The sequence below is a fragment of the Azospirillum brasilense genome (genome assembly GCF_001315015.1).
Lineage (GTDB): Bacteria > Pseudomonadota > Alphaproteobacteria > Azospirillales > Azospirillaceae > Azospirillum > Azospirillum brasilense.
In genome coordinates this window covers 1853238-1877914 of record NZ_CP012914.1, presented here as the reverse complement: position 1 = coordinate 1877914, position 24677 = coordinate 1853238, and the positions used below count along the sequence as shown (strand labels likewise).

General features: G+C 67.9%; 24 protein-coding genes and 2 tRNA genes. 13 read left to right on the top strand and 13 right to left on the bottom strand.

Going from position 1 to position 24677, the window contains the following annotated elements; genetic code table 11:
- Positions 1-15: 15 nt before the first annotated feature.
- The 3 genes from AMK58_RS08695 to AMK58_RS08685 form a co-directional block, all read right to left on the bottom strand.
- A complete protein-coding gene (locus AMK58_RS08695) occupies positions 16-471 on the bottom strand; it encodes an Lrp/AsnC family transcriptional regulator (RefSeq protein ID WP_035674378.1) in 456 nt (151 codons plus the stop codon).
- Between the two features lie 49 nt (positions 472-520).
- Complete coding sequence (locus AMK58_RS31925; protein ID WP_035674379.1) at positions 521-814, bottom strand: rubredoxin; 294 nt, start codon at positions 812-814, stop codon at positions 521-523.
- Positions 815-902: 88 nt separating this feature from the next.
- The gene (locus tag AMK58_RS08685; RefSeq protein WP_035674382.1) at positions 903-2210 is read right to left on the bottom strand and encodes a pentapeptide repeat-containing protein; all 1308 of its coding nucleotides are present in this window, start codon (positions 2208-2210) and stop codon (positions 903-905) included.
- A 426-nt stretch (positions 2211-2636) separates the two neighbouring features.
- Here AMK58_RS08685 and mepK point away from each other — a divergent pair, with 426 nt between their 5' ends.
- Positions 2637-3164, top strand: coding sequence for a peptidoglycan L,D-endopeptidase MepK (mepK, locus tag AMK58_RS08680; RefSeq protein WP_236778089.1), 528 nt, complete (start codon positions 2637-2639; stop codon positions 3162-3164).
- An 85-nt stretch (positions 3165-3249) separates the two neighbouring features.
- Here mepK and glmS read toward each other — a convergent pair whose 3' ends face one another.
- Both glmS and glmU read right to left on the bottom strand, forming a co-directional pair.
- Positions 3250-5076 carry a glutamine--fructose-6-phosphate transaminase (isomerizing) gene (glmS, locus tag AMK58_RS08675; RefSeq protein WP_035674389.1) on the bottom strand — a complete coding sequence of 609 codons (1827 nt, stop codon included), beginning with the start codon at positions 5074-5076 and terminating at the stop codon, positions 3250-3252.
- 57 nt (positions 5077-5133) lie between these two features.
- Positions 5134-6489 (bottom strand): bifunctional UDP-N-acetylglucosamine diphosphorylase/glucosamine-1-phosphate N-acetyltransferase GlmU, encoded by a 1356-nt coding sequence (glmU, locus tag AMK58_RS08670; protein ID WP_035674392.1) that lies wholly within the window; start codon positions 6487-6489, stop codon positions 5134-5136.
- Positions 6490-6795: 306 nt separating this feature from the next.
- On the opposite strand from glmU, the gene AMK58_RS08665 reads away from it, so the two are divergent.
- Both AMK58_RS08665 and AMK58_RS08660 read left to right on the top strand, forming a co-directional pair.
- Positions 6796-7476: an HAD-IA family hydrolase gene (locus tag AMK58_RS08665; RefSeq protein ID WP_035674395.1), complete on the top strand. Its 681-nt coding sequence runs from the start codon at positions 6796-6798 to the stop codon at positions 7474-7476.
- A 145-nt stretch (positions 7477-7621) separates the two neighbouring features.
- A complete protein-coding gene (locus AMK58_RS08660; RefSeq protein ID WP_035674398.1) occupies positions 7622-7900 on the top strand; it encodes a hypothetical protein in 279 nt (92 codons plus the stop codon).
- 3 nt (positions 7901-7903) lie between these two features.
- Here AMK58_RS08660 and AMK58_RS08655 read toward each other — a convergent pair whose 3' ends face one another.
- Positions 7904-8797, bottom strand: a complete 894-nt coding sequence (locus tag AMK58_RS08655) for a DUF3108 domain-containing protein (protein WP_158283109.1) — start codon at positions 8795-8797, stop codon at positions 7904-7906.
- 165 nt (positions 8798-8962) lie between these two features.
- On the opposite strand from AMK58_RS08655, the gene AMK58_RS08650 reads away from it, so the two are divergent.
- The 6 genes from AMK58_RS08650 to AMK58_RS08625 all read left to right on the top strand — a co-directional run bounded on the left by AMK58_RS08650 (position 8963) and on the right by AMK58_RS08625 (position 12906).
- Positions 8963-9037, top strand: a tRNA-Val gene (locus tag AMK58_RS08650).
- 132 nt (positions 9038-9169) lie between these two features.
- Positions 9170-9244: transfer RNA gene (locus AMK58_RS08645), tRNA-Val, on the top strand.
- A gap of 230 nt (positions 9245-9474) precedes the next feature.
- Entirely contained in the window at positions 9475-9639 is a 165-nt protein-coding gene (locus tag AMK58_RS08640) for a hypothetical protein (RefSeq protein ID WP_014240656.1), read from the top strand.
- Between the two features lie 163 nt (positions 9640-9802).
- Positions 9803-10693 (top strand): pantoate--beta-alanine ligase, encoded by an 891-nt coding sequence (gene panC / locus AMK58_RS08635; RefSeq protein WP_051140273.1) that lies wholly within the window; start codon positions 9803-9805, stop codon positions 10691-10693.
- A 128-nt stretch (positions 10694-10821) separates the two neighbouring features.
- Positions 10822-12315, top strand: a complete 1494-nt coding sequence (gene gabD / locus AMK58_RS08630) for an NADP-dependent succinate-semialdehyde dehydrogenase (RefSeq protein WP_035674400.1) — start codon at positions 10822-10824, stop codon at positions 12313-12315.
- A gap of 183 nt (positions 12316-12498) precedes the next feature.
- A complete protein-coding gene (locus AMK58_RS08625; protein ID WP_236778088.1) occupies positions 12499-12906 on the top strand; it encodes a flagellar basal body-associated FliL family protein in 408 nt (135 codons plus the stop codon).
- 136 nt (positions 12907-13042) lie between these two features.
- Here the strand turns inward: AMK58_RS08625 and AMK58_RS08620 are convergent, their stop codons facing one another.
- Positions 13043-14428 carry a class II 3-deoxy-7-phosphoheptulonate synthase gene (locus tag AMK58_RS08620; RefSeq protein ID WP_035674406.1) on the bottom strand — a complete coding sequence of 462 codons (1386 nt, stop codon included), beginning with the start codon at positions 14426-14428 and terminating at the stop codon, positions 13043-13045.
- 215 nt (positions 14429-14643) lie between these two features.
- Between AMK58_RS08620 and AMK58_RS08615 the strand changes: the two genes are divergently transcribed.
- Complete coding sequence (locus AMK58_RS08615) at positions 14644-15987, top strand: AmpG family muropeptide MFS transporter (protein WP_035674409.1); 1344 nt, start codon at positions 14644-14646, stop codon at positions 15985-15987.
- Positions 15988-16130: 143 nt separating this feature from the next.
- Here AMK58_RS08615 and AMK58_RS08610 read toward each other — a convergent pair whose 3' ends face one another.
- The 3 genes from AMK58_RS08610 to AMK58_RS08600 form a co-directional block, all read right to left on the bottom strand.
- On the bottom strand, positions 16131-17027 hold the full coding sequence (locus AMK58_RS08610) for a manganese catalase family protein (RefSeq protein WP_035674412.1): 897 nt from the start codon (positions 17025-17027) through the stop codon (positions 16131-16133).
- A 170-nt stretch (positions 17028-17197) separates the two neighbouring features.
- Positions 17198-18550, bottom strand: a complete 1353-nt coding sequence (gene gor, locus AMK58_RS08605; RefSeq protein WP_035674415.1) for a glutathione-disulfide reductase — start codon at positions 18548-18550, stop codon at positions 17198-17200.
- Positions 18551-18703: 153 nt separating this feature from the next.
- Entirely contained in the window at positions 18704-19159 is a 456-nt protein-coding gene (locus AMK58_RS08600; RefSeq protein WP_059398804.1) for a flagellar basal body-associated FliL family protein, read from the bottom strand.
- A gap of 362 nt (positions 19160-19521) precedes the next feature.
- On the opposite strand from AMK58_RS08600, the gene AMK58_RS08595 reads away from it, so the two are divergent.
- Positions 19522-20685, top strand: coding sequence for a nicotinate phosphoribosyltransferase (locus tag AMK58_RS08595; protein WP_035674421.1), 1164 nt, complete (start codon positions 19522-19524; stop codon positions 20683-20685).
- Positions 20686-20774: 89 nt separating this feature from the next.
- Here the strand turns inward: AMK58_RS08595 and AMK58_RS08590 are convergent, their stop codons facing one another.
- The 3 genes from AMK58_RS08590 to AMK58_RS08580 all read right to left on the bottom strand — a co-directional run bounded on the left by AMK58_RS08590 (position 20775) and on the right by AMK58_RS08580 (position 23261).
- On the bottom strand, positions 20775-21107 hold the full coding sequence (locus tag AMK58_RS08590) for a (2Fe-2S) ferredoxin domain-containing protein (protein ID WP_035674424.1): 333 nt from the start codon (positions 21105-21107) through the stop codon (positions 20775-20777).
- An 83-nt stretch (positions 21108-21190) separates the two neighbouring features.
- Entirely contained in the window at positions 21191-22489 is a 1299-nt protein-coding gene (gene egtB, locus AMK58_RS08585; RefSeq protein WP_035674427.1) for an ergothioneine biosynthesis protein EgtB, read from the bottom strand.
- A gap of 175 nt (positions 22490-22664) precedes the next feature.
- Positions 22665-23261 carry a hypothetical protein gene (locus AMK58_RS08580; RefSeq protein ID WP_035674430.1) on the bottom strand — a complete coding sequence of 199 codons (597 nt, stop codon included), beginning with the start codon at positions 23259-23261 and terminating at the stop codon, positions 22665-22667.
- 199 nt (positions 23262-23460) lie between these two features.
- Between AMK58_RS08580 and AMK58_RS08575 the strand changes: the two genes are divergently transcribed.
- Together AMK58_RS08575 and AMK58_RS08570 are read left to right on the top strand one after the other, a co-directional pair.
- The gene (locus tag AMK58_RS08575) at positions 23461-24240 is read left to right on the top strand and encodes a crotonase/enoyl-CoA hydratase family protein (RefSeq protein WP_035674433.1); all 780 of its coding nucleotides are present in this window, start codon (positions 23461-23463) and stop codon (positions 24238-24240) included.
- Between the two features lie 132 nt (positions 24241-24372).
- The gene (locus tag AMK58_RS08570) at positions 24373-24675 is read left to right on the top strand and encodes an FAD assembly factor SdhE (RefSeq protein WP_035674467.1); all 303 of its coding nucleotides are present in this window, start codon (positions 24373-24375) and stop codon (positions 24673-24675) included.
- The last annotated feature ends 2 nt before the right edge of the window (positions 24676-24677 follow it).

Below are 24677 nucleotides of genomic sequence, written 5' to 3'. Positions count from 1 at the left end.
GGTGCTCCGGCTGGGTCAGTCTAATTCGATGGGAAGGATCGGCGTCTCCTTGACCGAGGAGAGCGCGATCACGGTGTGGGAGCGCACGACGCCGGGCAGGGCCTTCAGCCGGTCGGACAGAAAGCGTTCCAGCGCCTCCGTGTTCGTCACGCGCACCTTGAGCAGATAGGACCAGTCCCCGGTGACGTGGTGGCATTCCTGAACCGACGGCGTGGCGCGCATGGCGTCGCGGAAGGGCGCGTCATGCTCCGGGCGGTCGAGCAGCACCTCGACGAAGGCCAGAACGTCCAGCCCGGCGGCCTTGGGGGACAGCCGCGCCCCCCACCCCTGGATCACGCCGTTGGCCTGCAGCTTCTTCAGCCGCTCGTTCACGGCGGACACCGAGAGTCCGGCTGCGGCCCCGATGTCGGCGTAGGAGGCGCGTCCATCAGCCTGGATGTGCGCGATTATTTTGCGGTCTGTGTCGTCCATGACCGCAATAATTGCGGAATGATGACGGTATGGCAAGATGGTTTTCTGGTCAATCGCCCATCCGGCGGAAACCCGGCTTGCCGGCGCCGCAGCGCGGGCAGAACCAGTCCGCCGGCAGGTCCTGGAAAGCGGTGCCCGCCGGCGCGCCGTGCTCCGGATCGCCGTAGCGGGGGTGATACTCGTAGCCGGGGCAGTCGCCGCCGCCGCACCGCCAGACTTCGGACAGGCGCGGTTCCTCGGCCCGCGCGGGGCGGACGAACAGGGGCAGGATGACGGCAGGGATGGCGGCGGCGATCAGGCGCAGAGCGCCGCGCCGGGGAAGGGGGCAGGGAAGGCTGGGCATGGCGGACCGTTCGGCGGATCGGAATGCCGCAAGATGCGCCGCGTTCCTTTGCGGGATGATGACGGCGGTGGAGCCGAAGGGGAGCGGGTCAGCGCCGCCGCGGCACCTTGCCCTTGAGATGGGCCCGCTGAAGCTTCGCGCCGGCCAGATCCGCCCCGTCCAGGTCGGCGTTCTCCAGATCGGCGTCGGTCAGGTTCGCTTGAACCATACGGGAATCGGTCAGCATGGCCTGCCGCAGGTCGGCGCCCATCAGATTGGCGGCCCAGGAGCGGCCCGTGGGACGCCCGCTGGGGTCCTTGATCTCCGCCGGTCCAAGGTTGACCCGTGTCAGGTCGGCCCCGGTCAGGCGGGCGAAGCTGAGGTTGGCGCCGGACAGGTCGGCCCCCATCAGGTTCGCGCGCTCCAGATTGGCGCCGGACAGATCGGCCATCATCAGCCGGGCGCCGGTCAGCGCCGCGTCGGACAGGTTGGCGCCGCGCAGCGAGGCCGCACTGAGATTGACGCCGCGCAGGTCGGCGCGGCTGAGGTCGGTGCCGTCCAGTTCGGCGCGCTCCCCGCGCTGGCCGACGCTGTCGATCCAGCGCTCATGGTCGAAGATCGCCCGCTGGATTTCCGATCCCATGCTGTCGATGGGCCGGGTCAGGCAGGCGGAACCGAGCTTGGCCTGCGAAAGATCGCAATCGACCATCCGCGTGCCGACCAGATCGGCGTTGTCGAAGGTGCAGCCGTCCAGCCGGGCACCGGTCAGGTTGGCCCCGTTCAGCCGCGCCCCCGACAGGTTGGCGTCGGTCAGCACCGCGCCGGTCAGGTCGGCGTTCTGAAGCACCGCCCCGCACAGGTCGGCTTCCGTCAGGTTGGCGCCGGCCAGGACGGCGCCGGTCAGGTCGGTCGGAATGCCGCCTTCCGCGGTGACGCCGCCTTGAAGGCGGGCCAGGGCGGACCGGTGGGTTTGCCGGGTGGCTTCGGCGTCCTGGGCGTCTGGATGGGAGTCCGAACCTGTGCCGCGGCGGGCTTCCAGCGTTCCGGCGCGCAGGTCGGCGCCGCGCAGATTGGCGTTCGAGAAATCGGCGGAGCGCAGCCGGGCACCGCGCAGATCCGTCTGCATGAGATTGGCGCGCGTGATGTCGGCGTCACGCAGATCGACGCCGAACAGGTCGGCGCCGGCCAGATTGGTGCCGCTGAGCCGGCAGCGCGCCAGCTTCGCGCCCACCAGCCGGGCGCCGCGCAGGTCGCGCTGGGCCAAGTCGGCGCCCTCCAGATCAGCCAACGCCAGATTGGCGCGCGCACCGCCCGGCTGGCCCTTGATCCAACGGGCGTGCCGGTCCAGAACCTCGGCCAACTGGTCGGGCCGAAGATAGGAGGGTGCCGGCGCAGGGGCTGTGGCGACGGGGAGCACGGGCAGGATTCTGACGGGAGTTGTTTTCGCTATCCAAACTATGGGGGTAGATTCCTTACCGAAGGCTAAACGGTAAAGGTCTCGGCAGTACCCCTTATGGTTGCCGCTTTTTGCCCTGACCTTGTCACGATCGGTTCCGGTGGGACCCGGGCGAATCGGAAGTGCGGTCCGCTGTGTTTCAGCGCTGTAACGTATCCCGCCACCTTGCCACACGTCGTGCGGCCGCCCTGGCAAGCCCAGGAAGTACGGGCTTTTTAAAGACGTTAACCATTGGTTTCTTGACAGAAGCGGGGGCTCTGCCGCCAAAAGTCATCGGACAAAAAGGGGGTGCTCTGCGCGCAGCCCCGTTCGGGACCCCATGGAGGCATGATGACCGAGGCCAAATTCCAACCGACACCAGCAGCCAAGCTCGGCCGGAGGGAACTGTTGCGCATCGGTCTGGCGACGGCCGCCGCCGGGATGGTGATGGCCCCGGAGGTGTCGGAGGCGGCGTTGCGCGCCCCGCCGCGGCAATTGGTCCTCCTCAACCTTCACACCGGCGAGCGGGTGCGGGCGGAATATTGGTCCAAGGGCCGCTACCAGCGCGACGGCCTGCGTGAGATCAACCATCTCCTGCGCGACCACCGCACCGGTGCGGTGCATCCCATCGACCCGAAGCTCCTGGATCTGCTGCACGCGCTGACCCGCAAGGTCGGCAGCAAGACGCCGGTTCACATCATCTCCGGCTATCGCTCCCCCGAATCCAACGCGTGGCTGCGTGAGCAGGACGGCAGCGGCGTCGCGCAGAACAGCTTCCACATGCAGGGCAAGGCCATCGACCTGCGGGTGCCCGGCCTGCCGTTGCGCACCCTGCAACGCGCGGCGCTCAGCCTGCGCGGGGGCGGGGTGGGCTATTACCCGGACAGCAATTTCGTCCATGTGGACGTCGGTCCGAAGCGCCATTGGGCGTCCTGACCGGCCTTCCTTGAGGAAATGAAAAAGCCCCCGCCGGTCGGACGGGGGCTTTTTCTTTGGCGGGACCTTGTTTGAGTGGGTCGCCTTACTCGACGGTGACCGACTTGGCGAGGTTGCGGGGCTGGTCGACGTCGGTGCCCTTGAGCACGGCGACGTGATAGGCCAGCAGCTGAACCGGGATGGCGTAGAGCAGCGGGGCGACCAGCGGGTCGCAGGCCGGAAGCTCCAGCGACCAGCGGACCTTGTCGGACAGCTTGTCGATGCCCTTCTTATCGGCGATCAGGAGCACCTTGCCCGACCGCGCGCAGACCTCCTGGACGTTGGACACGGTCTTCTCGAACAGCCCGTCCGAAGGCACCAGCACGATCACCGGCACATTCTCGTCGATCAGCGCGATCGGGCCGTGCTTCAGTTCGCCCGCCGCATAGCCCTCGGCGTGGATGTAGCTGATCTCCTTCAGCTTCAGCGCGCCTTCCAAAGCCAGCGGGTACATCGCGCCGCGACCGAGATACAGCACGTCGCGGGCCTCCGCGACCTCCTGCGCCAGTTCGTGCAGGCGCTCGTCGTGGGCCAGCACGTCAGCGGCGCGGGCCGGCACCTCGCGCAGGGCCTGGGCGATCTGTTGCATCCGCTCCGCCGGGATGACGCCGCGGGCATGGCCGACCGTGACCGCCAAGCAGGCCAGCGTCGTCAGCTGCGTCGTGAAGGCCTTGGTCGAGGCGACGCCGATCTCCGGGCCGGCCATGGTGTAGAGCACCGCGTCGGACTCGCGCGCGATGGTGCTTTCCGGCACGTTGACAATGGACAGGATCTTCTGGCCCTGGCGCTTGCAGTAGCGCAGCGCCTCCAGCGTATCCAGCGTCTCGCCCGACTGGCTGATGAACAGCGCCACACCGCCCTCGGGCATCGGTGCCTCGCGGTAGCGGAACTCCGAAGCGATGTCGACCTCGACCGGCAAGCGGGCCAGCGTCTCGAACCAGTACTTGGCCACCACGCCGGCGTAGTAGGCGGTGCCGCAGGCGACAATGGTCAGCTTCGTCGCCTTGGCGATGTCGAAGCTGGTCTCCGGCAGGGTGACGCGGCCGGTCTCCGGGTTGATGTAGGCGTTCAGCGTGTCGCCGATGACCTGCGGCTGCTCATAGATCTCCTTGAGCATGTAGTGCCGGTAGCCGTCCTTGCCGATCAGCGCGCCGGACAGGGCGGTGGTCTTGACCGGACGCTCCACCACCGCGTCGCTGGCGTCGTGGATCACCGCGGCGCTGCGGGTCAGCTCCACCCAGTCGCCGTCCTCCAGATAGCAGATGCGGTTGGTCAGCGGCGCCAGGGCGAAGGCGTCGGAGGCGAAATACATTTCCCCCTCGCCGTAGCCGACGGCCAGCGGCGTGCCGTGGCGGGCGCCGATGAGCATGTCCTCCTGGCCGGAGAACAGCAGCACCAGCGAGAAGGCGCCGGTGAAGCGCTTGAAGGAGGCGGCGGCGGCTTCGACCGGACCGAGCCCTTCCTTCTCCATGTAATAGGTGACGAGGTGAGCGATGACCTCGGTGTCGGTGGCGCTTTCGAAGACGTAGCCGTGCTCGATCAGCTCGGCCTTCAGCTCCTGGTAATTCTCGATGATGCCGTTGTGCACCACGGCCACGCGGTGCGTGGCGTGCGGGTGGGCGTTGTTCTCGGTCGGGCCGCCGTGCGTGGCCCAGCGGGTGTGGCCGATGCCGATCACGCCCGGCAGCGGCGCCTCGCGCAGCTTGGCGTCGAGGTTGAGCAGCTTGCCCTCGGCGCGGCGGCGCTCGATGCCGCCCTTGACCAGCGTGGCGACGCCGGCGCTGTCGTAACCGCGGTATTCGAGGCGGCGCAGGCCCTCGACGAGACGGGGGGCCGCGTCATGCGTGCCGATGATGCCGATGATGCCACACATGAACCTGCAACTCCTGAATGATGGCCGGGGCCGGATGAACGGTCAACCGGGGCAATCTTACGCCTTTTTCGCTTTCTCGTTTTGCTTCCGTTCGCGGAAACGCTTGGCCCAGCCGGTGTAAGCCTGCTGGCGCCCGCGCGCCACGACCAGCGCGTCGCCCTCGACGTCGGTGGTGACCACGCTGCCTGCCCCGACGATCGCGCCGTCGCCCACCTTGACCGGGGCAACCAGCGCGGTGTTGGAGCCGATGAAGGCTCCGGCGCCGATGTCGGTGTGGCTCTTGGCGTAGCCGTCGTAATTGCAGGTGATGGTCCCGGCGCCGATGTTGGCCTTCGCCCCCACCCGCGCGTCGCCGATGTAGGTGAGGTGGTTGACCTTGGCTCCGGCCTCGATCTTCGCGTTCTTGATCTCGACAAAGTTGCCGATGTGGGCGTCCGGGCCGATCTCCGCCCCCGGGCGCAGGCGGGCGTAGGGGCCGACCTGGGCGCCGCTGTCCACGCGAACCTGCTCCAGATGGCTGAAGGCCTTGATCTCCACCCGGTCGGCGACGACCACGCCGGGGCCGAACACCACATGCGGGCCGACGATCACGTCGCGGCCGAGGCGGGTGTCCACGCAGAAGGTAACGCTGTCCGGGTCGGTCAGGGTGGCGCCGTTGTCCATGGCGGCCTTGCGCAGGCGGCGCTGGATCAGCTTCTCCACTTCCGACAGCTCGGCGCGGGAGTTCACGCCGACAACCTCCGCCGGGGCGGACTCGACCACCGCGCAGGCCATGCCGTTGCTGCGGGCGATCTGCACCACGTCGGTGAGGTAGTATTCGCTCTTGGCGTTGGCGTTGCCGATGCGGCTGATGAGGTCGAACATCCGCGCCCCGTCGAAGGCCATCAGCCCGGCGTTGCACAGGGTGACCTGGCGCTCCTCCTCCGAGGCATCCAGATACTCGACGATTTTCTCCAACCCGCCGCGGGCGTTCAGGATCAGGCGGCCGTAGGCGCCGGGATCGTCGGGGCGCATGCCCAGGACGACGACCGCAGGGTCGCTCGGCTGGCGCCGCGCGGCGACCATGGCGCGCAACGTGTCGGGCGTGACCAGTGGCGTGTCGCCGTAGAGCACCACCACGTCTCCGTCGAAGCCCTCCAGCAGGCCGAAGGCGGCGCGGACCGCGTCGGCGGTGCCGCGCTGCTCGTGCTGGACGGCGGTGGGGTAGGGGGCGACGGCGTCGGCCACATTGTCCATTCCGGGGCCGACCACCACGACCACATGGTCGGGGTCGAGCGCTCTCACCGCGGACAGCACATGGCCGACCATCGGCTGGCCGGCGACGCGGTGCAGGACCTTCGGCAGGTCCGACTTCATGCGGGTGCCTTTGCCGGCGGCAAGAATGACGCAGGCGAGCGGGCGGTGCTGAGTCATCGGATATCCCTGCAGTATTGGGTGTGGGTTATGGCGGACGGGCAGAAAAGCATGCGCATCAAAATCCGGACAATACGTCTGTCTTCAGCCATTCAGTGCCACATCCGGTGCCGGGACCCCAAGTCAACTTTTGTGTCAATCTGACATACACAAATCGCGGCCCGAGGGTGTACACACCCCGCGCCGCCGGCGCCGATGGGCCTATGCCGGGGGTGGATCGCGGGAACAGGGGCTCGCCGCCGGGGGAAGAGCGTGCTATCGAAAGGGGTATTCGCCCGTCTTTGCCTCATCATGGGACTCCTGCCGATGTCCGCCGCGCCCGCCGCCATCCCCTTCTCCGCGGTCGTTTTCGACCTGGACGGCACGCTGATCGACAGCGCGCGGGACATGACCCGCGTCCTGAACCGTACCCTGTCCCGCTTTGCACGGCCCACCCTCACCGAGGCGCAGGTGCGCGGCATGGTGGGCGACGGGTCGGCCGCCCTCGTCCGGCAGGCCTTCGCGGCGACCGGCGATGCCCTGACCGACGAGGCGCTGCAGCCGGCCCTGGCCGACTATCTCGATGCCTATTTTCAGGACGATGAGTCCGCTGTGCTCTATCCCGGCGTGCCGGAAACCTTGAAAGGGCTGGCGGACGGTGGTGTGAAGCTGGGGCTGTGCACCAACAAGCCGGAGCGGATCACCCGGAAACTGCTGGACACTCTGGGCCTGTCACCCCTGTTCGGCGCGCTGGCCGGCGGCGACACGCTGCCGGTGAAGAAGCCGGACGGGCGCCATCTGTCCTGGGTGGTCGAGGCGCTGGGCGGCGGCAGCGCCGCGATGGTGGGGGACAACCGCAACGACGTTAAGGCCGCCCGTGCCGCCGGGCTGCCGGTGGTGGCGATGACCTACGGTTATCCCCGCATGCCGGTGCAGGAGTTGGGCGCCGACATCCTGCTCGACCGCATCGCCGACCTGCCGGACGCCCTGCGGCGGCTGGGCGCCTGAGCGGCCGGCCGCGCGACCGGGTCCAGCGAGGGCTTCGCCGTAGGTCTCCTTCTTGTCATGGTTAACGAGAGATTAACAGTGGCTAACGAAAGGTAAATGTAGTTGGATGGGTGCATCGAATGGTGGTGAGCGAAGGAGACACCCGATGGCCCAGATCCTTGCCTTCCCCGGTAAGACCCAGACCGGCAACTCCCTGTCCGCCGATGTTCTGTCCATCGAAGGCCACGCCGCCAACCGCACCCCGGCCAACAGCCAGATCGACTCGGCCACCGCTGACTTCGACCGGATGATGGCCCACCACAGCGACCTCCAGCGCAAGATGGCCGAGTTCAACCGCCTGTGCGAACAGGCGCTGGCCAAGCGGCCGATGGCCGAACTGCTGTATCATCCCACCGCCGGCAGCGGCAACGTCGGGCGCGCCTGACCCTCAACGGATCCGCCCCGGCGCCGGTTCAGCGGGACGCTCCGCCGTCTGGTCGGTCTTGCGGGCGGCGATGAGGTGGACGACGACCCCGCCGAATCCGCTGTCGGTTTCCAGCCGGACGGGCAGGGGCGGGCCTGCCCCCTCCACCGGAGCGATCCACAGATCGACGGGCGGGCGTTCCTCCCGGCCTCCGCCACGCTGCCAGAAGGGTTGGCGCGGCGTGCGCTCGTAGCCGGCGATCGGCTTGTGAGACACCCGGCATTGCCGCGCCGCGCCCGAGAACACCGAATGGCGCGACGCCCCGACCGTGGTCATTCCCCGATCCGTGAAGATCATGTCGTACCGGCGGCGCCCGTCATAAATGGGCACCGTGCGCTGGCATCCCTCACCGTGAAACCCGGCGAGCAGCATTTCCAAGACACCGCTCAACGGATCGCGACTCTGCCGGGTGAGGTTCTCGGAGACGGGGTCGCGGTCCTCCTCCTCCGGGGGCGGGGAGACCTGCGTGCGAACGCGGCCGTCCGGCCCATAGTCCAAAGTGACGGTCCGCGGGGAACCGCGCAGAACGCCGGACTGGGTATGGCGGATCGGGACGACGCCATCCGGCCCGACCGTGCCGACGCTGAGCGATTGGGTTTCCCAGGGAAACAGGCGTCCCAGAAAGCCATCCGTCGCGGCGTTGACCTGGACGCTGTAGCGGCCTTGGGTCAGGGTCAGCTCCGCCCGTGCGTCGAGCACGGCCACGCCGCCGACATGGACGCGGTAGTCCAACTGCCAGCGCTGCGCCAGGGCAGGCGGGGAAAACAGACCGGCGACCGCCGCGAACAGCCCGACGATGAGAGCGACCGAGGGACGCTTGGCGGGAAGCTTGGCGGGAAGCGCGGTCCGGTGCGTCATGTCCATTGGCTCATCGGGGGCTCCGGGCGGAAGGGCTTCTTTGATATTGGTGTGAAACAGGTGCTTGACAGGAGGGGGCGGGGCCTTTAGAAACCCGCCTCACCGCAGCGGTGGCAACGACGCGACAGCGAAACGAGCCTGACGCCGGCGCGGTTTTACTGGGATGGGCGCATAGCTCAGCGGGAGAGCACACCCTTCACACGGGTGGGGTCGTAGGTTCAATCCCTACTGCGCCCACCATCCCAAAGTCCGGTGGTTCCTGGGCTTTGCGGATGGTACCATCCCCTCCACCATATGGGCCGCTCAGGATCGGGGTCCGTCGGGCCTCGCATTGTCGTCTCTGTGGTGTGTCAGCGGTTGTTTCTTTGGGATGGGCGCATAGCTCAGCGGGAGAGCACACCCTTCACACGGGTGGGGTCGTAGGTTCAATCCCTACTGCGCCCACCATCCCAAGCCCTGCCTCTTCTCCGAAACATCGTTGGAATTCGTCAGTAATGGGGCCTTGTGCAGGTTGCGCAGTCCCGTGCCTGGACGCAATACCACAAAAAATCTCCGCCCATTGCCCGTGTCTTTTTGAGACGAACGCCGCCGCAGTTGATTCAGATCAGCTACAGCGCGTGGGGTTTTCGTCTATCGCTTCCAGCATCCGATTTGCTCAATCATCTGGAAGCAGTGACATGGAAGATACGCGCGTGACCCTTCTCGCCCTCGGCCTGCTGGTCGTGGCGCTCGTCGTGATCCTCGGTTCGGTGGTCCTGTCTCCGGCCACCCTGGTCCTTCTGGCCACGCTCGGCGCCTGGGTGAACCTGACCTATCTGGTCGTCGTCACGCTGATGCGCTGACCCCGCCCGCGGGCGGGGGGCTGCAAGGTCCGACCCGCCCGCTGGCCTGCCTGCAGGATGGAAAAATTTCAAATTCGGGCTTGCCCGGTTAATTCCATGACTGGACAGCGCCGATCCGGCGGTTTATCCCAGCGCCGTTTATGACGCCTGTGGAGCACCCGCCATGACCTCCCTCGCCGCCGCCCGCCTGCCGGAGTCGGAACAGCCCCTGCCGGTCGTCCGCAGCGTGGACGATCTCCGCACCCAGGTCTCCGCCTGGCATCGCGACGGCAAAACGGTGGCCCTGGTGCCGACCATGGGGGCCCTGCACGACGGCCATCTTGCCCTGGTGCGCCGCGCGCGTGAGCTGGCGGACCGGGTGGTCTCCAGCGTCTTCGTCAACCCGACCCAATTCGCCCCGCACGAGGACTTCGACCGCTACCCGCGCGACGAGGCCGGGGATTCGGGCAAGCTCGCCTCGGCGGGCTGTCATCTGCTCTACGCCCCCACGGTGCGCGCGATGTACCCGGAGGGCTTCGCCACGACCATCTCGGTCGGCGGCCCGGCGGAGGGGCTGTGCGGCACCTTCCGGCCCCAGATGTTCGGCGGTGTCGCCCTGGTCGTGACCAAGCTGTTCCTGCAGGCCCAGCCCGATGTGGCGGTGTTCGGGGAGAAGGATTACCAGCAGCTCATGGTCATCCGCCGCTTCGCCCGCGATCTCGACATCCCGGTGCGGGTGGAGGGGCTGCCGACGGTGCGCGAGGCCGACGGGCTCGCCATGTCCTCGCGCAACGCCTACCTTTCCGCCGACGAGCGCGCCCGCGCGCCGGAGCTGAACCGTGCGCTTCTCGACGCCGCCTCGGCGCTGGCCGGCGGCGCGGAGGCCGCCACAGTCCTGGAGGCGGTGCGGGCGCGCATCACCGCCGCCGGTTTCGGCTCCATCGACTATGTCGAGCTGCGCGACGCCGACACGCTGGCGCCGGTGACCCGCGTGGAGCGTCCGGCGCGCCTGCTGGCCGCCGCCTGGATGGGCAAGGCCCGCCTGATCGACAACGTGCCGGTCCTTCCGGCGTAACCGCCGGCGTTCCATCCCCGGTCCGCACGCCTGCCCCCGCCACGCGAAGGATCGCAGAGGGGGCGTGGTGTCCTATACTCTCTGGCGACCGCGCTGTTGCGCGCAAGAACCAAGGGAAGGAAGGCACCATGCCGTATGATTCCGTGGACACCGCCCGCCGTCTTGGGTTGAAGGACGCCGAGCTGCTGCGATTCCAGGGCTTCGTCGATGGCCGGTGGATCGACGCCGACAGCGGCAAGACCGTGGAGGTGACCAACCCCGCCGACGGCAGCGTCCTGGGCAGCGTGCCGATGATGGGCGCGGACGAGACGCGCCGCGCCATCGACGCCGCCGAACGGGCCTGGCCGGCCTGGCGGGCCCTGACCGCGAAGGAGCGCGCGAAGACCCTGCGGACGTGGTTCGACCTGATGATGGCGAACCAGGAGGATCTCGCCCGCATCATGACGGCGGAGCAGGGCAAGCCGCTCGCCGAGGCGCGGGGCGAGGTGGCCTACGCCGCATCCTTCATCGAATGGTTCGCCGAGGAGGGCAAGCGCGTCTACGGCGACACCATCCCGCAGCATCTGCCGGGCCGCCGCATCGTCGTGACCAAGGAGCCGATCGGCGTCACCGCCGCCATCACGCCGTGGAACTTCCCGGCGGCGATGATCACCCGCAAGGCCGGCCCGGCGCTGGCCGCCGGCTGCCCGATGGTCATCAAGCCGGCGACCGCCACCCCGCTGACCGCGCTCGCCATGGCGGTTCTGGCGGAGCGGGCGGGCATCCCGGCGGGCATCCTCGCCGTCGTCACCGGCTCGGCCCGCGCCATCGGCGGCGAGATGACCGGCAACCCGACGGTGCGCAAGCTGACCTTCACCGGCTCCACAGAGATCGGCAAGGAGCTGATGGCCCAGTGCGCCGGCACGGTGAAGAAGATATCACTGGAACTGGGCGGCAACGCGCCTTTCCTGGTCTTCAACGACGCCGACCTCGACGAGGCGGTGAAGGGCGCTATCGCGTCCAAGTACCGCAACACCGGCCAGACCTGCGTCTGCGCGAACCGGCTGCTGGTGCAGTCCGGAGTCTACGACGCCTTCGCGGCCAAGCTGGCCGAGGCGGTGAAGGCGCTGAAGGTCGGCCCCGGCCTGACCACGGAGGGGGCGCAGCAGGGGCCGCTGATCGACATGGCCGCGGTGGAGAAGGTCGAGGACCACATCCGCGACGCCACGGAGAAGGGCGCCCGCGTGGTGCTGGGCGGCAAGCGGCATGAGCTGGGCGGCAGCTTCTTCGAGCCGACCATTCTCGCCGACGTGACCCCGGCGATGAAGGTGGCGCGCGAGGAGACCTTCGGCCCGGTCGCCCCGCTGTTCCGCTTCGAGACGGAGGAGGAGGCCGTGCGCATGGCCAACGCCACCGAGTTCGGTCTGGCCGCCTACTTCTACAGCCGCGACATCGGGCGCGTCTGGCGGGTGGCGGAGGCGCTGGAATACGGCATCGTCGGCATCAACGAGGGCATCATCTCCACCGAGGTCGCCCCCTTCGGCGGCATGAAGGAAAGCGGCATCGGCCGCGAGGGTTCCAAGTACGGCATCGAGGATTACTTGGAAATCAAGTATTTGTGCATGGGCAGCATCGGCGGCTGAAGGACGGGCGCTGATTTCAAGTAAAAAGCGGGGCTGGTCGCGCGACGCGCTTTGACCGGCCCCGTTTTTTTATCTAGGATAAATCATTGTTAAATATGCCCATGCCCCATCCGGGGAATGATGGGGGAAAGGCGGCCCGTGCGGTTCCTGCTGCGGCGCTCCGATGGGGAATCGGTGTCGTTGATGCCTGTCCTCGTTGCGGTGTTTCTGGTGCTGCTCGCCGCGCTGGGCACCTGGACGGTGGTGTCGGGCAATTCCGGCGCCCGCAGCGCCAGTGGCGACCGCAAGGCGCAGAAGACCTACGCGTCCCTGCCGACGATGACCTTCACGCTGGGCGGCAGCGACGCGCGGCTGGTGGACATCCGCGTGCTTCTGGAGATCGAGCCCACCGGGGACCCGAACCCGGCCACGCCCTTCGTTCCCCGCATCGCCGACCAGATGGCCGACCGTCTTCGTCAGATCGAGCCGGGCCAGTTGAACGGGGCCGAGGGGGCCAACCTGATCAAGAGCACCGTGGCGAGCGTGATGAAGCGCGAGGCGCAGGCCATCCGCGTGCGCGAGGTGCTGCTGGAACGGATGGTGGTGCGGTAGGCGCGTGCGCCGGTTGCCCCCACCCCGGCCCTCCCCCGCTTTCGCAGGGGAGGGTGCCATCTGCGAAGCGGCGGCAGTTCCCTCCCCTGCGTTAGCGGGGGAGGGTTAGGGTGGGGGCAAGCCCCCTATGGACGCCTTACTCCGCCGCGGCGCGGCGGTCGGCGTCGCGCTTCAGGCGGGCGCGCTTCAGCTCTTCGGCCAGCAGGAAGGCCAGTTCCAGCGCCTGGCTGGCGTTCAGCCGCGGGTCGCAGGCGGTGTGGTAGCGCAGCGCCAGCTTGTGATCGGTGATCGCCTGGGCGCCGCCCGTGCACTCCGTCACGTCCTGGCCGGTCAGTTCGAAATGGACGCCGCCGGCGTGGGTGCCCTCGGCCTCGTGCACCGCAAAGAAGTCGCGCGCCTCCGACAGCACCTTCTCCACCGGGCGGGTCTTGTAGCCGCTGGAGGACTTGACGGTGTTGCCGTGCATCGGGTCGCTGGACCACACGACGACGCGGCCCTCGCGCTGCACCTTGCGCAGCAGGGGCGGGAACTTCTCCGCCACCTTGTCGGCGCCCATGCGGACGATCAGGGTCAGGCGGCCCGGCTCGTTGGTCGGGTTCAGCAGGTCGATCAGGCGGATCAGCTCGTCCGGATCGGTCGTCGGGCCGCACTTCAGGCCGATCGGGTTCTTCACGCCGCGCAGGAACTCCACATGCGCGCCGTCCAACTGGCGGGTGCGGTCGCCGATCCACAGCATGTGGGCCGAGACGTCGTACCAGTCGCCGGTGGTGCTGTCGACGCGGGTCATCGCCTGCTCGAACGGCAGCAGGAGCGCCTCGTGGCTGGTGAAGAACTCGGTCTCGCGGATCTGCGGGGTGGTCTGGGCGGTGATGCCGCAGGCCGCCATGAAGCCCAGCGTCTCGTCCAGCCGGTTGGCGATCTCGCGGAACTGCTCACCGGCGGGGGAGCGCTCGACGAAGCCCAGCGTCCACTGGTGGACCTTGTGCAGGTCGGCGTAGCCGCCCTGCGAGAAGGCGCGCAGCAGGTTCAGCGTGGCGGCGGCCTGGGTGTAGGCCTGCATCATGCGCTCCGGGTCGGGAACGCGGGCGTCCGGCGTGAAGTCGAAGCCGTTGATGATGTCGCCGCGGTAGGACGGAAGCTCGATCCCCTCCAGCACCTCGGTGTCGGCGGAGCGCGGCTTGGCGAACTGCCCGGCCATGCGGCCCACCTTGACCACCGGGATGGCGGCGCCGAAGGTCAGCACGACGGCCATCTGCAGCAGGACGCGGAAGGTGTCGCGGATGTTGTTCGGGTGAAACTCCGCGAAGCTCTCCGCGCAGTCGCCGCCCTGCAGCAGGAAGGCGTTGCCGGCGGCGGCGGCGGCGAGGCTGTCCTTCAGCCGGCGCGCCTCGCCCGCAAAGACCAACGGGGGATAGGAGGACAGGCGCTGCTCGACCGCTTCGACCTTGGACGGGTCCGGATAGGTCGGAAGCTGCCTCGCCGGCTTCGACCTCCAGCTGTCGGGGGACCAACGCTCAACCATGACGCCCGCTCTTTCCTTGTGCTAAGGGTTCCACCTGGGGCCGGATGACGGCCGGAGGGGTACTCTGTATAGCGGTAGTCGGGAAATTTTTCCATAGTTTCGACCGCAACTTCCGCAATGGATGATGCGGCGCCGCGCCCGAAAAAGCGCGCTGGCCGGGGCATCCGAACACGGCCTATACAGACGAACACGCAGGTGTGCGGAAGGGTTAACGGGTGAAACCATCCTCCTGGGGTCAGGCGGCCTCCGTCTATCTTGACCGGCGCGTTCTCGCCATTCTGTTCCTCGGCTTTTCCGAAGGGCTGCCGCTGGCGCTGACCGGGTCCACCCTGTCGATCTGGCTGCGCGAGGGTGGCGTCAGCAAGACGGCCATCGGCCTGTTCGCGCTGGTCACCATGCCCTATGCGCTGAAGTTCGTCTGGGCGCCGCTGATCGACCGGCTGCGCCTGCCGGTGATGACCCGCCTGTTCGGGCGGCGGCGCGGCTGGGCGCTGGTGGCGCAGGCCGGGCTGATGGCGGCCCTGATCGGGCTGGGCAGCACCAACCCGGTCACCGACCTGTGGTGGACCGCCATGCTGGCCGTGGTTGTGGCCTTCTTCTCGGCCAGCCAGGACATCGTGGTCGACGCCTACCGCGTCGAGGTTCTGGAGGAGCACCAGCAGGCCGCGGGTGCGGCCATCCTCGTGCTTGGCTACCGCTTCGGCATGCTGGCGGCGGGAGCGGGGGCTTTGTACCTCGCGGAGTTCTTCGGCTGGCACGTCGCCTACTACGTCATGGCCGGGCTGGTCGCGGTCGGCATGGTGACGATTCTGCTGAACCGCGAGCCGAAGGTCGCGGACACCGCGGAGTCCAAGGCGCGGGAGCAGCATGTGGCCGACTGGCTGGCCGCGCGCCCGCACCTGACGGGCTGGAAGGCGGACCTGCTGGCCTGGATCTACGGCGCCGTCGTGGCGCCCTTCGTGGAGTTCATGACGCGCCCGGCCTGGGCGGCGGTCCTGCTGTTCATCGCCTGCTACAAGCTGGGAGACGTGCTGGCCGGGGTGATGTCGGCGCCCTTCTACGTCGATCTCGGCTTCGAGAAGACGGAGATCGCCAACGTCACCAAGCTGTTCGGCCTGTGGGCGACGATCATCGGCGGGCTGATCGGCGGTGTGCTGGTCGGGCGCATCGGCGTGCTGCGCGGGCTGCTGGTCGGCGGGCTGATGCAGATGCTGTCCAACCTGGGCTACGTCATGCTGGCGCAGGTCGGGCACGACGTGTCGGCGCTGGCGGTGACGGTGGCGCTGGAGAATGTCTGCGGCGGCATCGCGACGGCGGCCTTCGTCGCTTATCTGTCGAGCCTGTGCAACACCGCCTACACGGCCACGCAATACGCGCTGCTCAGCAGTTTCTACAAGCTGGGCGGGGACCTGTTCGGGGCGTCGTCCGGCTGGCTGGCCGAGCGGATGGACTGGAGCAGTTTCTTCCTGCTGTCCACCGGCGGGGCGGTGCCGGGGCTGCTGGTTCTAATGTGGCTGATGACGCGGCCAAGGCGGGAGGAGGCGGTGGTGAAGGTCTGATTCCTTCTCTCCTACGGGGAGAAGGTCAGGATGAGGGGGCGGCCGTGAGGCCGACCACGTCGTCTCATTGCAGAGCGTGGACGCCCTGGCGGGCGCCCCCTCACCCCAGCCCTCTCCCCAGGGGGGAGAGGGTGATCGGGGCCTTACTTCACCGGGGTCATCTTGCCGGAGCCGGGGCCGGCGCCGAGGTCGGCACCCGTCACCGGGTTCACGTCGGTGCGCGACATGGTGCGCTTGGCGGCCTCGTTGACGGCCTTCATCTCTTCCGCCGCCAGCCGGACCGAGGGATTGCCGTCGCCGCCGCTGACCGGGGCCTGGTCGGGCGTGACGTTGACGAACTCCCACTGCTCGCCCTGGTTCCACGGGCCGCGCATGTCGCCGTCGCCCTGGCTCATGTTGTAGTACTTGTCGGTGTATTCCGGGTTGCCCGGCAGCTTGCCCGGCGGGAAGTTGTTCTCGATGGAATAGAGCGCCTTCTCGAACATCTTCTGGTGCGCGATTTCGCGGGTCATCAGGAAGGTCAGCGCGTCCTTCACGCCCGGATCGGGGGTGATGTTGATGAGGCGCTCATAGATGATCTTGGCCCGCGATTCCGCGGCGATGTTGGAGCGCAGGTCGGCGGTGGGCTCGCCGATGCTGTCGATGTAGCCGCCGGTCCACAGCTGCCCCGCGGAGTTGGTCAGGGCCGGGCCGCCGCCGTAGAGCAGGGCCAGCGTGTGGCTGCCGTTGCCCTTGGCGATGTCGGCGTAGAGGTCGGTGACCTCCTCGGCGCCCTCGGCCAGTTTGCCCTTCACGCCCTTGGTCAGCATGGCGACGATGCTGCCGATGATCTCCAGATGGCTCAGTTCCTCGGTCGCGATGTCGATCAGCATGTCCTTGCGGCCCGGGTCCTCGTCGGACAGGCCCTGCGTGAAGTAGCGCAAGGCCGCCGCCAACTCGCCCTGGGGTCCGCCGAACTGTTCCAGCATCAGGCTGGCCAGCTTCGGGTCCGGTTCGGCGACGCGGACCGTGTACATCAGGTTCTTGTTGTGCATGAACATGCGTAGGAGCCCTCCCGGAGCCTTGGATGAAGGATGGGAGGCGGTGGCTTCCGCGGGGGTGCTTGACCGCCGCCGTGAGTGCCGCCGCCATCGTCGTGTGCCCTCAACACAGGCTTCTTAGAAGCGTTCCAGGAAATCAGGCTCCTGACCTTTGGTTTTAGGTCCGATCGTCAGGACACCTTCTCGCGCATCAGGACGAACTCCTCCGCGGTAGACGGATGGAGGGCGATGGTGCGGTCGAAATCTTTCTTCGTGGCGCCGCAGTTCAGGGCGATGCCCAGCCCCTGGACGATCTCCGGCGCGTCCATGCCCATCATGTGACAACCCAGCACGCGCTGGCTCTCGCCGTCCACGACCAGCTTCATCAGGACGCGCTCGTCGCGGCCCGACATGGTGTGCTTCATCGGGCGGAAGCCGGCCTTGTAGATGTCCACCGTCGCGAATTTCGCCCGCGCCTCCGCCTCGGTCAGGCCGACGGTCCCGAGCGGCGGGATGGAGAAGACGGCGGTCGGGATGTTGGCGTAGCTGATGCTGGTCGGGTTGTCGTTGAACAGCGTCTCCACGAAGGCGCGCCCCTCGGCGATGGCGACGGGGGTCAGGGCCATGCGGTCGGTCACGTCGCCGACGGCGAAGATGTTGTCCACGCTGGTGCGCGAATACTCGTCCACCCGGATCGCCCCGGCGTCGTCCAGCGCCACGCCGGCGGCTTCCAGCCCGAGGTCGCGCGTGTTCGGACGGCGCCCGGTCGCCGCCATGACGAGGCCGGCGGAATGCTCCCGCCCCAGTTGGTCGGTGACGGTGAAACCGCCGGGGCCCTCCTCGACCTTCACCGGCTGGGTGCGGGTGAGGATGGTGATGCCGCGCTTGCGCATCTCCTGGGCCAGCGCGACGCGGATGTCGTCGTCGAAGCCGTTCAGAAGCTCCTCGCCGCGGATCATGATCGTGACCTCGGCGCCCAAGCCCCGGAAGATCCCGGCGAACTCCACGGCGATGTAGCCGCCGCCCAGGATGATCACGGAGTGGGGCAGGGTGCCGAGCTGCAGCGCCTCGTTGGAGGTGACGGCGTGCTCGATCCCCGGAATCTTGGGCAGCGCCGGCCAGCCGCCGGTGGCGACCAGGATGTTCTTCGCGGTGTAGCGCTGGTTCGCCACCTCGACCGAATGGCGGTCGATCAGCCGCCCGAAGCCGGTGTGCAGAGTGACCCCGGAATTCTCCAGCATCTTGATGTAGATGCCGTTCAGCCGGTCGATCTCGGCGTCCTTGCGCCCGATCAGCGTGGCCCAGTCGAAGGCTGGCGTGGTGGTGGACCAGCCATAGGCGCAGGAGTCCTCGAAGGCGTCGCGGAACTGGGCGGCGTAGACCAGCAGCTTCTTCGGCACGCAGCCGCGGATGACGCAGGTGCCGCCGACGCGGCTGCCTTCGCAGATGGCGACCTTGGCCCCCATGGAGGCGGCCCGCCGGCTGGCCGCGACGCCGCCGGAGCCGGCACCGATGGTGAAAAGGTCGAAATCAAACTCGGCCACGGCCGTCTCCTTGCAATCCCAAGATCCGAACGGGAGGGGAGTGTTTCCCATTCCAGCGCCTCTGTCGAGCGTTGGCCGAGGCTTTGGATCGGGGCGGCAGGCTGGCCTTCCGTCAGCGCATGACGAGTTCCTGGACCAGCACTTGCCGGATTTTCATTGGCCGAGTTCCTTCGCGGCAGTGCGCATCACCGCGTCCTTGATGTAGAAGGCGCCGTTGCGCCCGCGCAGTTCACCGGGGTCGGTCTCCAGCATCACGTTGGTCATCGCGCTGGCGATGCGCGGCCCATAGCTTTCCACTGTCTTGGCGGGGGCCGTCGGCTCCATGTCGAGCACCACGCGGACCCGCAGCTCACGCAGCCGATCGCCGTCGCTCAGCGTGAAAATCATCGCCGGCAACCGCGCGTAGTTGGCGGCGGTGCGCAGCGTGTCCCCCACCACACGTCCGGCCTGCGCCGTACCGGGTTTCAGCAGGAAGGCCCCTCCGGTGCCCGCGGCGGCCAGCCCGGCCATGGTGCAGAGGAGCCCGACCACCACCCGGCGGCTGAGACGATCCAGCGTCGAGGGAGCTGCCGCAATGTTCGGCGCGTTCTGGCGGATTGTCCGGCTCATGCCGACCTCGTCGCTTTTCCCGGCACCGGAAGGGGAGGTGCCTGTTCTTGAGTGTATGGTGGATGGATAAAAGGAAGGCGTCAAATACAGGTATTTTATACTTTTTGGTGAGAGCGCATTACAGTGAGTAACTGCGCATCTCTTCTCATCTTCTTTGTGTTTGAAATGCGCCGGATTTCGTGGCGTATTTTTGGTAAATCACCGTTGCTTGCGGCGGTTGGCCGAAGCGGATGAAGCCTCTTCCACCGGAGGGCCGGGGCGTATAATGCTGGTTTCTCTATCGGATTGCCGTTCCCGCCGCGGGGGCGGCCTCCGGACGTGACCGTCGCGAAGGGCAAGAGCGGGAAGACAAGGACATCGCCATGGACGAGACCAGGAACAAGCCGCCGGCCAGTCAGACGCCCGCCAGCCATCCGCCCGCGTCGGCCATCACCGAATGGACCGACACCTATTTCAAGCGGACCAAGGAGGCGGTCGGGAAATTCGGGGACAAGAAGGTCACCTACGCCATCTTCATGCGCCGCCCGGTGGTCTGCGCGCCGCGACTCGCCATCGAATGGCTGGAGGCGGTGGCGCGGGAGCGCGGGTTCGACCTCGACATCGTCCTGAACTATCCGGAAGGAAAGTGGGTCGGTGCGGGTGAGCCGATCCTCTACATCACCGGCTCCTTCTACCATCTGGTCGATACCGAGACGATCATCCTGCAGAAGCTCGGCCCCGCCTGCGTCGGCGCCTACAACGCCTTCACCATGTGCGCCGACCTGCCGAAGACCGCCTTCCTCGCCATGGAGGCGCGCCACTGCGCCGGCACGGAGATGGAGGAGATGATGGCCTACGCCGCCTCGGTCGGGTCGGACCGGGCGAAGCGCAAGGTCGGCGCCAAGGGCTTCATCGGCAACGCCACCGACGCCACCGCCCATTTCTTCGGCCAGAAGAAGGGCATGGGCACGATGCCGCACGCGCTGATCGGCTACGCCGGATCGACCGTGCGGGCGGCGGAGATGTTCCACGAGACCTTCCCCGAGCTGCCGCTGACCGTCCTGGTCGATTACTTCGGGCGCGAGGTGACCGACGCGCTGGAGGTCTGCCGTCGCTTCCCCGGCCTCGCCGCGCAGGGCAAGCTGGCGGTGCGGCTCGACACGCCGGGTGGGCGCTTCCTGGAAGGGCTGGACCCGCCGGGTTCCTACGCGGTGCTGGAGCGGCACGCTCCCCATTCCATCCGCGGCTACCGCGACGAGACGCAGCTCCGCTACCTGATCGGCACCGGCGTGTCGGCCGCGGCGATCCATTTCATGCGCGAGAAGCTGGACGAAGCCGGTTTCCCGGCGGTGAAGATCGTCGCCAGTTCCGGCTTCGGCCCGGCGAAGTGCCGCCTGATGGCGGAGGCCAACGCCCCCGTCGACATCATCGGCACCGGCAGCTATCTGCCCGAGCGCTGGACAGAGACCTACGCCACCGCCGACATCATCGAATACGACGGCGAGAAGCGTGTGAAGGTCGGCCGCGAGTTCCTGTTCCGCAAGTAGCATCGTCGTTCCGCACACTGTCGCTTCGCAAGAGGAACGCCCCTCCGCCGGCCAAGCCGCGGAGGGGCTTTTGCGTTCAGCTTTTGTGGTCAGCGGGTCAGCACCATCACCAGCCGTTCGACCGGCCTGTTGTTGACGAGGTGCGAGTCGACGATCTCGTCGATGTCGGCCGGCGTTTCCGGGCGGTACCATAGGCCCTCCGGATAGACCACCATCAGCGGCCCGGCAGAGCAGAAGCCGAGACAACCGGTCCAGGCCATGCCGATGTCCAGCAGCCCCTTGGCCTGGATGCGCTGGCCGAGCTGCTCCCACAGCGGGTGGGCGTTCTTTGCCGCACAGCTTCCGCGCGGATGGCCGGGCGGGCGCTGCTGGGAGCAACAAAAGACGTGGTGGCGGTACACTTGCGGCAGGTCGAGGGACATTAAAGGCTCCATAAGCCATAATTTAATTATGGTTATAGAGCCTGCCGCAATGCAGCGCCACCGCTTAAAATGATTCCAATGTCTCAGCTATCCTCGGCCAGCCGCAGGCCGGTGAAGGACAGGCGGGATTCCGGTCGCAGGTAATGCCGGGTCGTCGGGTTGGCGTGGTCGAAGGGGGTGACGCAGCTGCCGCCCCGCAGCACCATGCGGTTGATCATGAAGCGGCCATGGACGGCCTCATCCACCCCGTCCGGCAGGCGGTAGCCGGGGTAAGGAGTGAAGGGGCTGCGCGTCCATTCCCAGACGTCGCCGAACAATTGCCAGGGGCCATCGCCGTGGCAGGTGCTGGGGCGCGGGTGGCGATTGCCGGTGCCCAGCAGATTGCCCATGCTGTCGCAGCGGGACGCCAGGGCCTCCCACTCGGCTTCCTCGGGCAGGCGCTTGCCGGCCCAGCGGGCAAAGGCGTCGGCCTCGAACCAGCTGACATGGCAGACCGGTTCGGCGGGATCGAGCGCACGCATGCCGTAGAGGGTGAAGATCTGCCACGCGCCGTCGCGCCATTCCCAATAGAGCGGGGCCTGCCAACCCTCGGTCTGCACCGCCTCCCAGCCGTCGGCGAGCCAGAGCGAGCGCTTGCCATAACCGCCATCCTCGATGAAGTCGCGGAAGGCGCCGCAGGACACCGGCAGGGCGGCAAGGCGGAAGGGCTCCAGATGGACGCGGTGGCGTGGCCCTTCATGGTCGAAGCCGGCTCCGGCCTCCGTCCGTCCGATCTCGACGATGCCGCCTTCATGCTCGATCCAGCGTTCCGGCTGCGGCGGGGCCGGCACGCTCTGCGGCGGCTGGTCGTAGGCGGGGCGCAGCGGGTTGCTCCAGAAGGCATGCTTGATATGGGTCAGCAGCCGTTCCTGGTGGCGCCGCTCGTGCGTGATGCCGACGATCACGCGGTCGGCGATCTCCGGCAGGTCCGCCTCGTCGGCCTGATTCAGCAGGTGCAGCACCGCGGCGTTCACATGGTCGCGGTAGCGCATCACCTCCGCCGCGTTGGGCCGGGAGAGCAGGCGCAGGGTGGGGGAGGGAAGCTGGTGGCTGCCGAACCGGTCGTCGCGCGCCGCGAACAGCGTCAGAAAGGCCGGGTCGAAGGGCCGGTAACCGGGGTTGCAGGGCACCAGGACGGTGGTTTCGAACAGCCACGTCGTGTGGGCGAGGTGCCATTTGGCCGGGGCGCCGTCGGCCACCGACTGGACCATCAGGTCCTCGGGCGACAGAGGGGCGGCGAGTTCGGCGGTGCGGGCACGGATCTTCTGGAAACGGGTGGAAAGAGCTTGGCGAAGGGCGTCGCCGGACGGCTGGGCGTGCGTGGCGAGATGGGTGTCGGGCACGGGGGAACCTCCCTGCGGGAGCGGGTTTTCCGCGGCGGGAACGGCGCGGGAACGCGCCGGTATTTCGCCGGAGAAACAACAGGGTCATTGTGCCGCATGGCCCGACCATCCTGGGTGGCGCATCGGAGGGGGGCTTTCTCCGAATTCGCGCATCACACCCGCGGTGGGACCGTGGTCAGGCGTCCACCACCAGATGCGGACGGAAGGCGCCTTCGAGCGTCAGAAGAAGGCGCAGATACACAGCAACGCGCCGCGATGTCGTCGTCCGCTGTTCCAGGCAATCGCGGAGCTGGTTGGCGAGCGCCACATTCTCCGCCGTCTGTCCGGGCGGAAGCGCCGGGTGAGTCGGCGCCGCCATGTCGACGATGTGGTCATGATCGACCGACTGGGCCGCGACGGCCTTTTCGAGGAGCGCCGCCGCAATGCGTTCGATGTCCTCATCCCCCGGCGGCGGCTGGGCGAGGTTGGGGGCGAGGTGCGGCGGCGGGCGGCGGTTGGCGAGCTGCGCGCGCAGATTCTGCTTGATGCGCGCCCGCTGCCCAGCGTTCAGCGTGTCCAGCTCATCGATCTCGTCGAACAGCAGGTCGTAGAGGCGCCGCCGCTTGTGGTTGGCCTCGTCCTGGTCGCGGCGCTCCTGCCGCTCGCGCTCCTGCTGTTGCAGGTCCTGCCGATTCTGTCGCCGTTTCCTGCGGTCGGTCGCGCTGCCGGTGCGCTCCACCACGCCGGCCGAACGGACCAGAGGTTCCGGGCGTCCGATCGATCCGTCGGTCATGGCGACCTCCACCGAAAGTGGCTGGGACTGTTCAGTGTACCAACTGTCGCGATTCTGTCAAGGTGACGCTTTGGCCTGCGGCGGAGGCCCCGTTTCAGGTGAGCGTTGCTCACCCGAACACGCGGCGTACTCGTTTGTCAGGGGCGTGGCTCGGGCTCGACAGTGGCGCATCGCAAACGCAGGACAAAAGGACCGTGCCATGTCCCACACCGATTCCGTCAATCCCATCCTGTGCGTCACTGCTGGGGACATCGCCACCCTCACATTGAACCGCCCCGCCAAGCTGAACGCCATCAGCACGGCGCTGGCCGCCGCCATGCTCGACACGCTGGACGCGCTGGAGGCCGACGCGGCGGTACGCGCCATCATCGTCACCGGCGCTGGGGAGCGCGCCTTCTCCGCCGGGGCGGACATCGCGGAGTTCACCCCGGCCGTCCGGCGGGGGCCGGAGGCGGCGGTGCGCGCCTTCCGGCCCGGCCAGACGCTGTGCGCGCGGATCGAGTCCTTTCCCAAGCCCATCATCGCCGCGGTAAACGGCATCTGCTACGGCGGCGGCTGCGAGATTCTGGAGGCGGCACACCTCGCCGTCGCCAGTGAGCGGGCGAGTTTCTCCAAGGCGGAAATCAAGCTCGGCATGATGCCGACCTTCGGCGGGACGCAGCGGCTTCCCCGCAACGCCGGGCGCAAGCGGGCGCTGGAATGGCTGCTGACCGGCGACGCCTTCCCGCCCGCGACGGCGCTGGCGGTCGGGCTGGTCAATCAGGTGGTGCCCCACGACGCGCTGCTGCCCGCGGCCTTCGAACTGGCCGGGCGGATCGTCCGGCACTCCCCGGCGGCGGTGTCCGGCATCCTCGGGGCGGTTACCCGCGGACTGAACATGACCATCGGCGAAGGGCTGGCGGTGGAGACCGAGCGCTTCGCCCGGCTGGCCCCCGGCCCCGACCTGCGCGACGGGCTGGAGGCGTGGCTGGCGCGCTGAATCACGCTCCTTCCGGGGGATCGTCCGGCGTTTCGGTTTGCGCGGGCGCGCGCCGGTGTGCAGGATGCGGGGGTGGATGTGGACCGCTCCGCCCCCTATCTTCCGGGGCCGGGGCTTTTTGGCGTGGATGGCATGAGCGACGAGAACACCCTGTCCGAGAGCGGCGAATCCCTGGAAAACCGGCGCAAGCGGCTGCGCTTCCGGTCGTGGCACCGTGGCATGCGCGAGATGGACCTGCTGATCGGCAGCTTCGCCGATGCCCATGTCCCGGCCTTCGACCACGCGCAGCTCGACCGTTACGAGGCGCTGCTCGAACTCAGCGACCCCGACCTCTACAACTGGTACGCCGGGCGCGAGCCGCTGCCCGCCGAGCATGACACCGACGTCATGCAGCTGTTGACCAAGTTCCGCTACACGCCCCGTCAGGGGTCCTGAGG

Excerpts from the sequence above, each read along its gene's own strand:
- AMK58_RS08695 (WP_035674378.1), bottom strand. The coding sequence starts at position 471 with ATGGACGACACAGACCGCAAAATAATCGCGCACATCCAGGCTGATGGA.
- AMK58_RS31925 (WP_035674379.1), bottom strand. The coding sequence starts at position 814 with ATGCCCAGCCTTCCCTGCCCCCTTCCCCGGCGCGGCGCTCTGCGCCTG.
- glmS (WP_035674389.1), bottom strand. The coding sequence starts at position 5,076 with ATGTGTGGCATCATCGGCATCATCGGCACGCATGACGCGGCCCCCCGT.
- glmU (WP_035674392.1), bottom strand. The coding sequence starts at position 6,489 with ATGACTCAGCACCGCCCGCTCGCCTGCGTCATTCTTGCCGCCGGCAAA.
- AMK58_RS08665 (WP_035674395.1), top strand. The coding sequence starts at position 6,796 with ATGTCCGCCGCGCCCGCCGCCATCCCCTTCTCCGCGGTCGTTTTCGAC.
- AMK58_RS08660 (WP_035674398.1), top strand. The coding sequence starts at position 7,622 with ATGGCCCAGATCCTTGCCTTCCCCGGTAAGACCCAGACCGGCAACTCC.
- AMK58_RS08655 (WP_158283109.1), bottom strand. The coding sequence starts at position 8,797 with ATGACGCACCGGACCGCGCTTCCCGCCAAGCTTCCCGCCAAGCGTCCC.
- AMK58_RS08640 (WP_014240656.1), top strand. The coding sequence starts at position 9,475 with ATGGAAGATACGCGCGTGACCCTTCTCGCCCTCGGCCTGCTGGTCGTG.
- panC (WP_051140273.1), top strand. The coding sequence starts at position 9,803 with ATGACCTCCCTCGCCGCCGCCCGCCTGCCGGAGTCGGAACAGCCCCTG.
- gabD (WP_035674400.1), top strand. The coding sequence starts at position 10,822 with ATGCCGTATGATTCCGTGGACACCGCCCGCCGTCTTGGGTTGAAGGAC.
- AMK58_RS08625 (WP_236778088.1), top strand. The coding sequence starts at position 12,499 with ATGCCTGTCCTCGTTGCGGTGTTTCTGGTGCTGCTCGCCGCGCTGGGC.
- AMK58_RS08620 (WP_035674406.1), bottom strand. The coding sequence starts at position 14,428 with ATGGTTGAGCGTTGGTCCCCCGACAGCTGGAGGTCGAAGCCGGCGAGG.
- AMK58_RS08610 (WP_035674412.1), bottom strand. The coding sequence starts at position 17,027 with ATGTTCATGCACAACAAGAACCTGATGTACACGGTCCGCGTCGCCGAA.
- AMK58_RS08600 (WP_059398804.1), bottom strand. The coding sequence starts at position 19,159 with ATGAGCCGGACAATCCGCCAGAACGCGCCGAACATTGCGGCAGCTCCC.
- AMK58_RS08595 (WP_035674421.1), top strand. The coding sequence starts at position 19,522 with ATGGACGAGACCAGGAACAAGCCGCCGGCCAGTCAGACGCCCGCCAGC.
- AMK58_RS08590 (WP_035674424.1), bottom strand. The coding sequence starts at position 21,107 with ATGTCCCTCGACCTGCCGCAAGTGTACCGCCACCACGTCTTTTGTTGC.
- AMK58_RS08580 (WP_035674430.1), bottom strand. The coding sequence starts at position 23,261 with ATGACCGACGGATCGATCGGACGCCCGGAACCTCTGGTCCGTTCGGCC.
- AMK58_RS08575 (WP_035674433.1), top strand. The coding sequence starts at position 23,461 with ATGTCCCACACCGATTCCGTCAATCCCATCCTGTGCGTCACTGCTGGG.
- AMK58_RS08570 (WP_035674467.1), top strand. The coding sequence starts at position 24,373 with ATGAGCGACGAGAACACCCTGTCCGAGAGCGGCGAATCCCTGGAAAAC.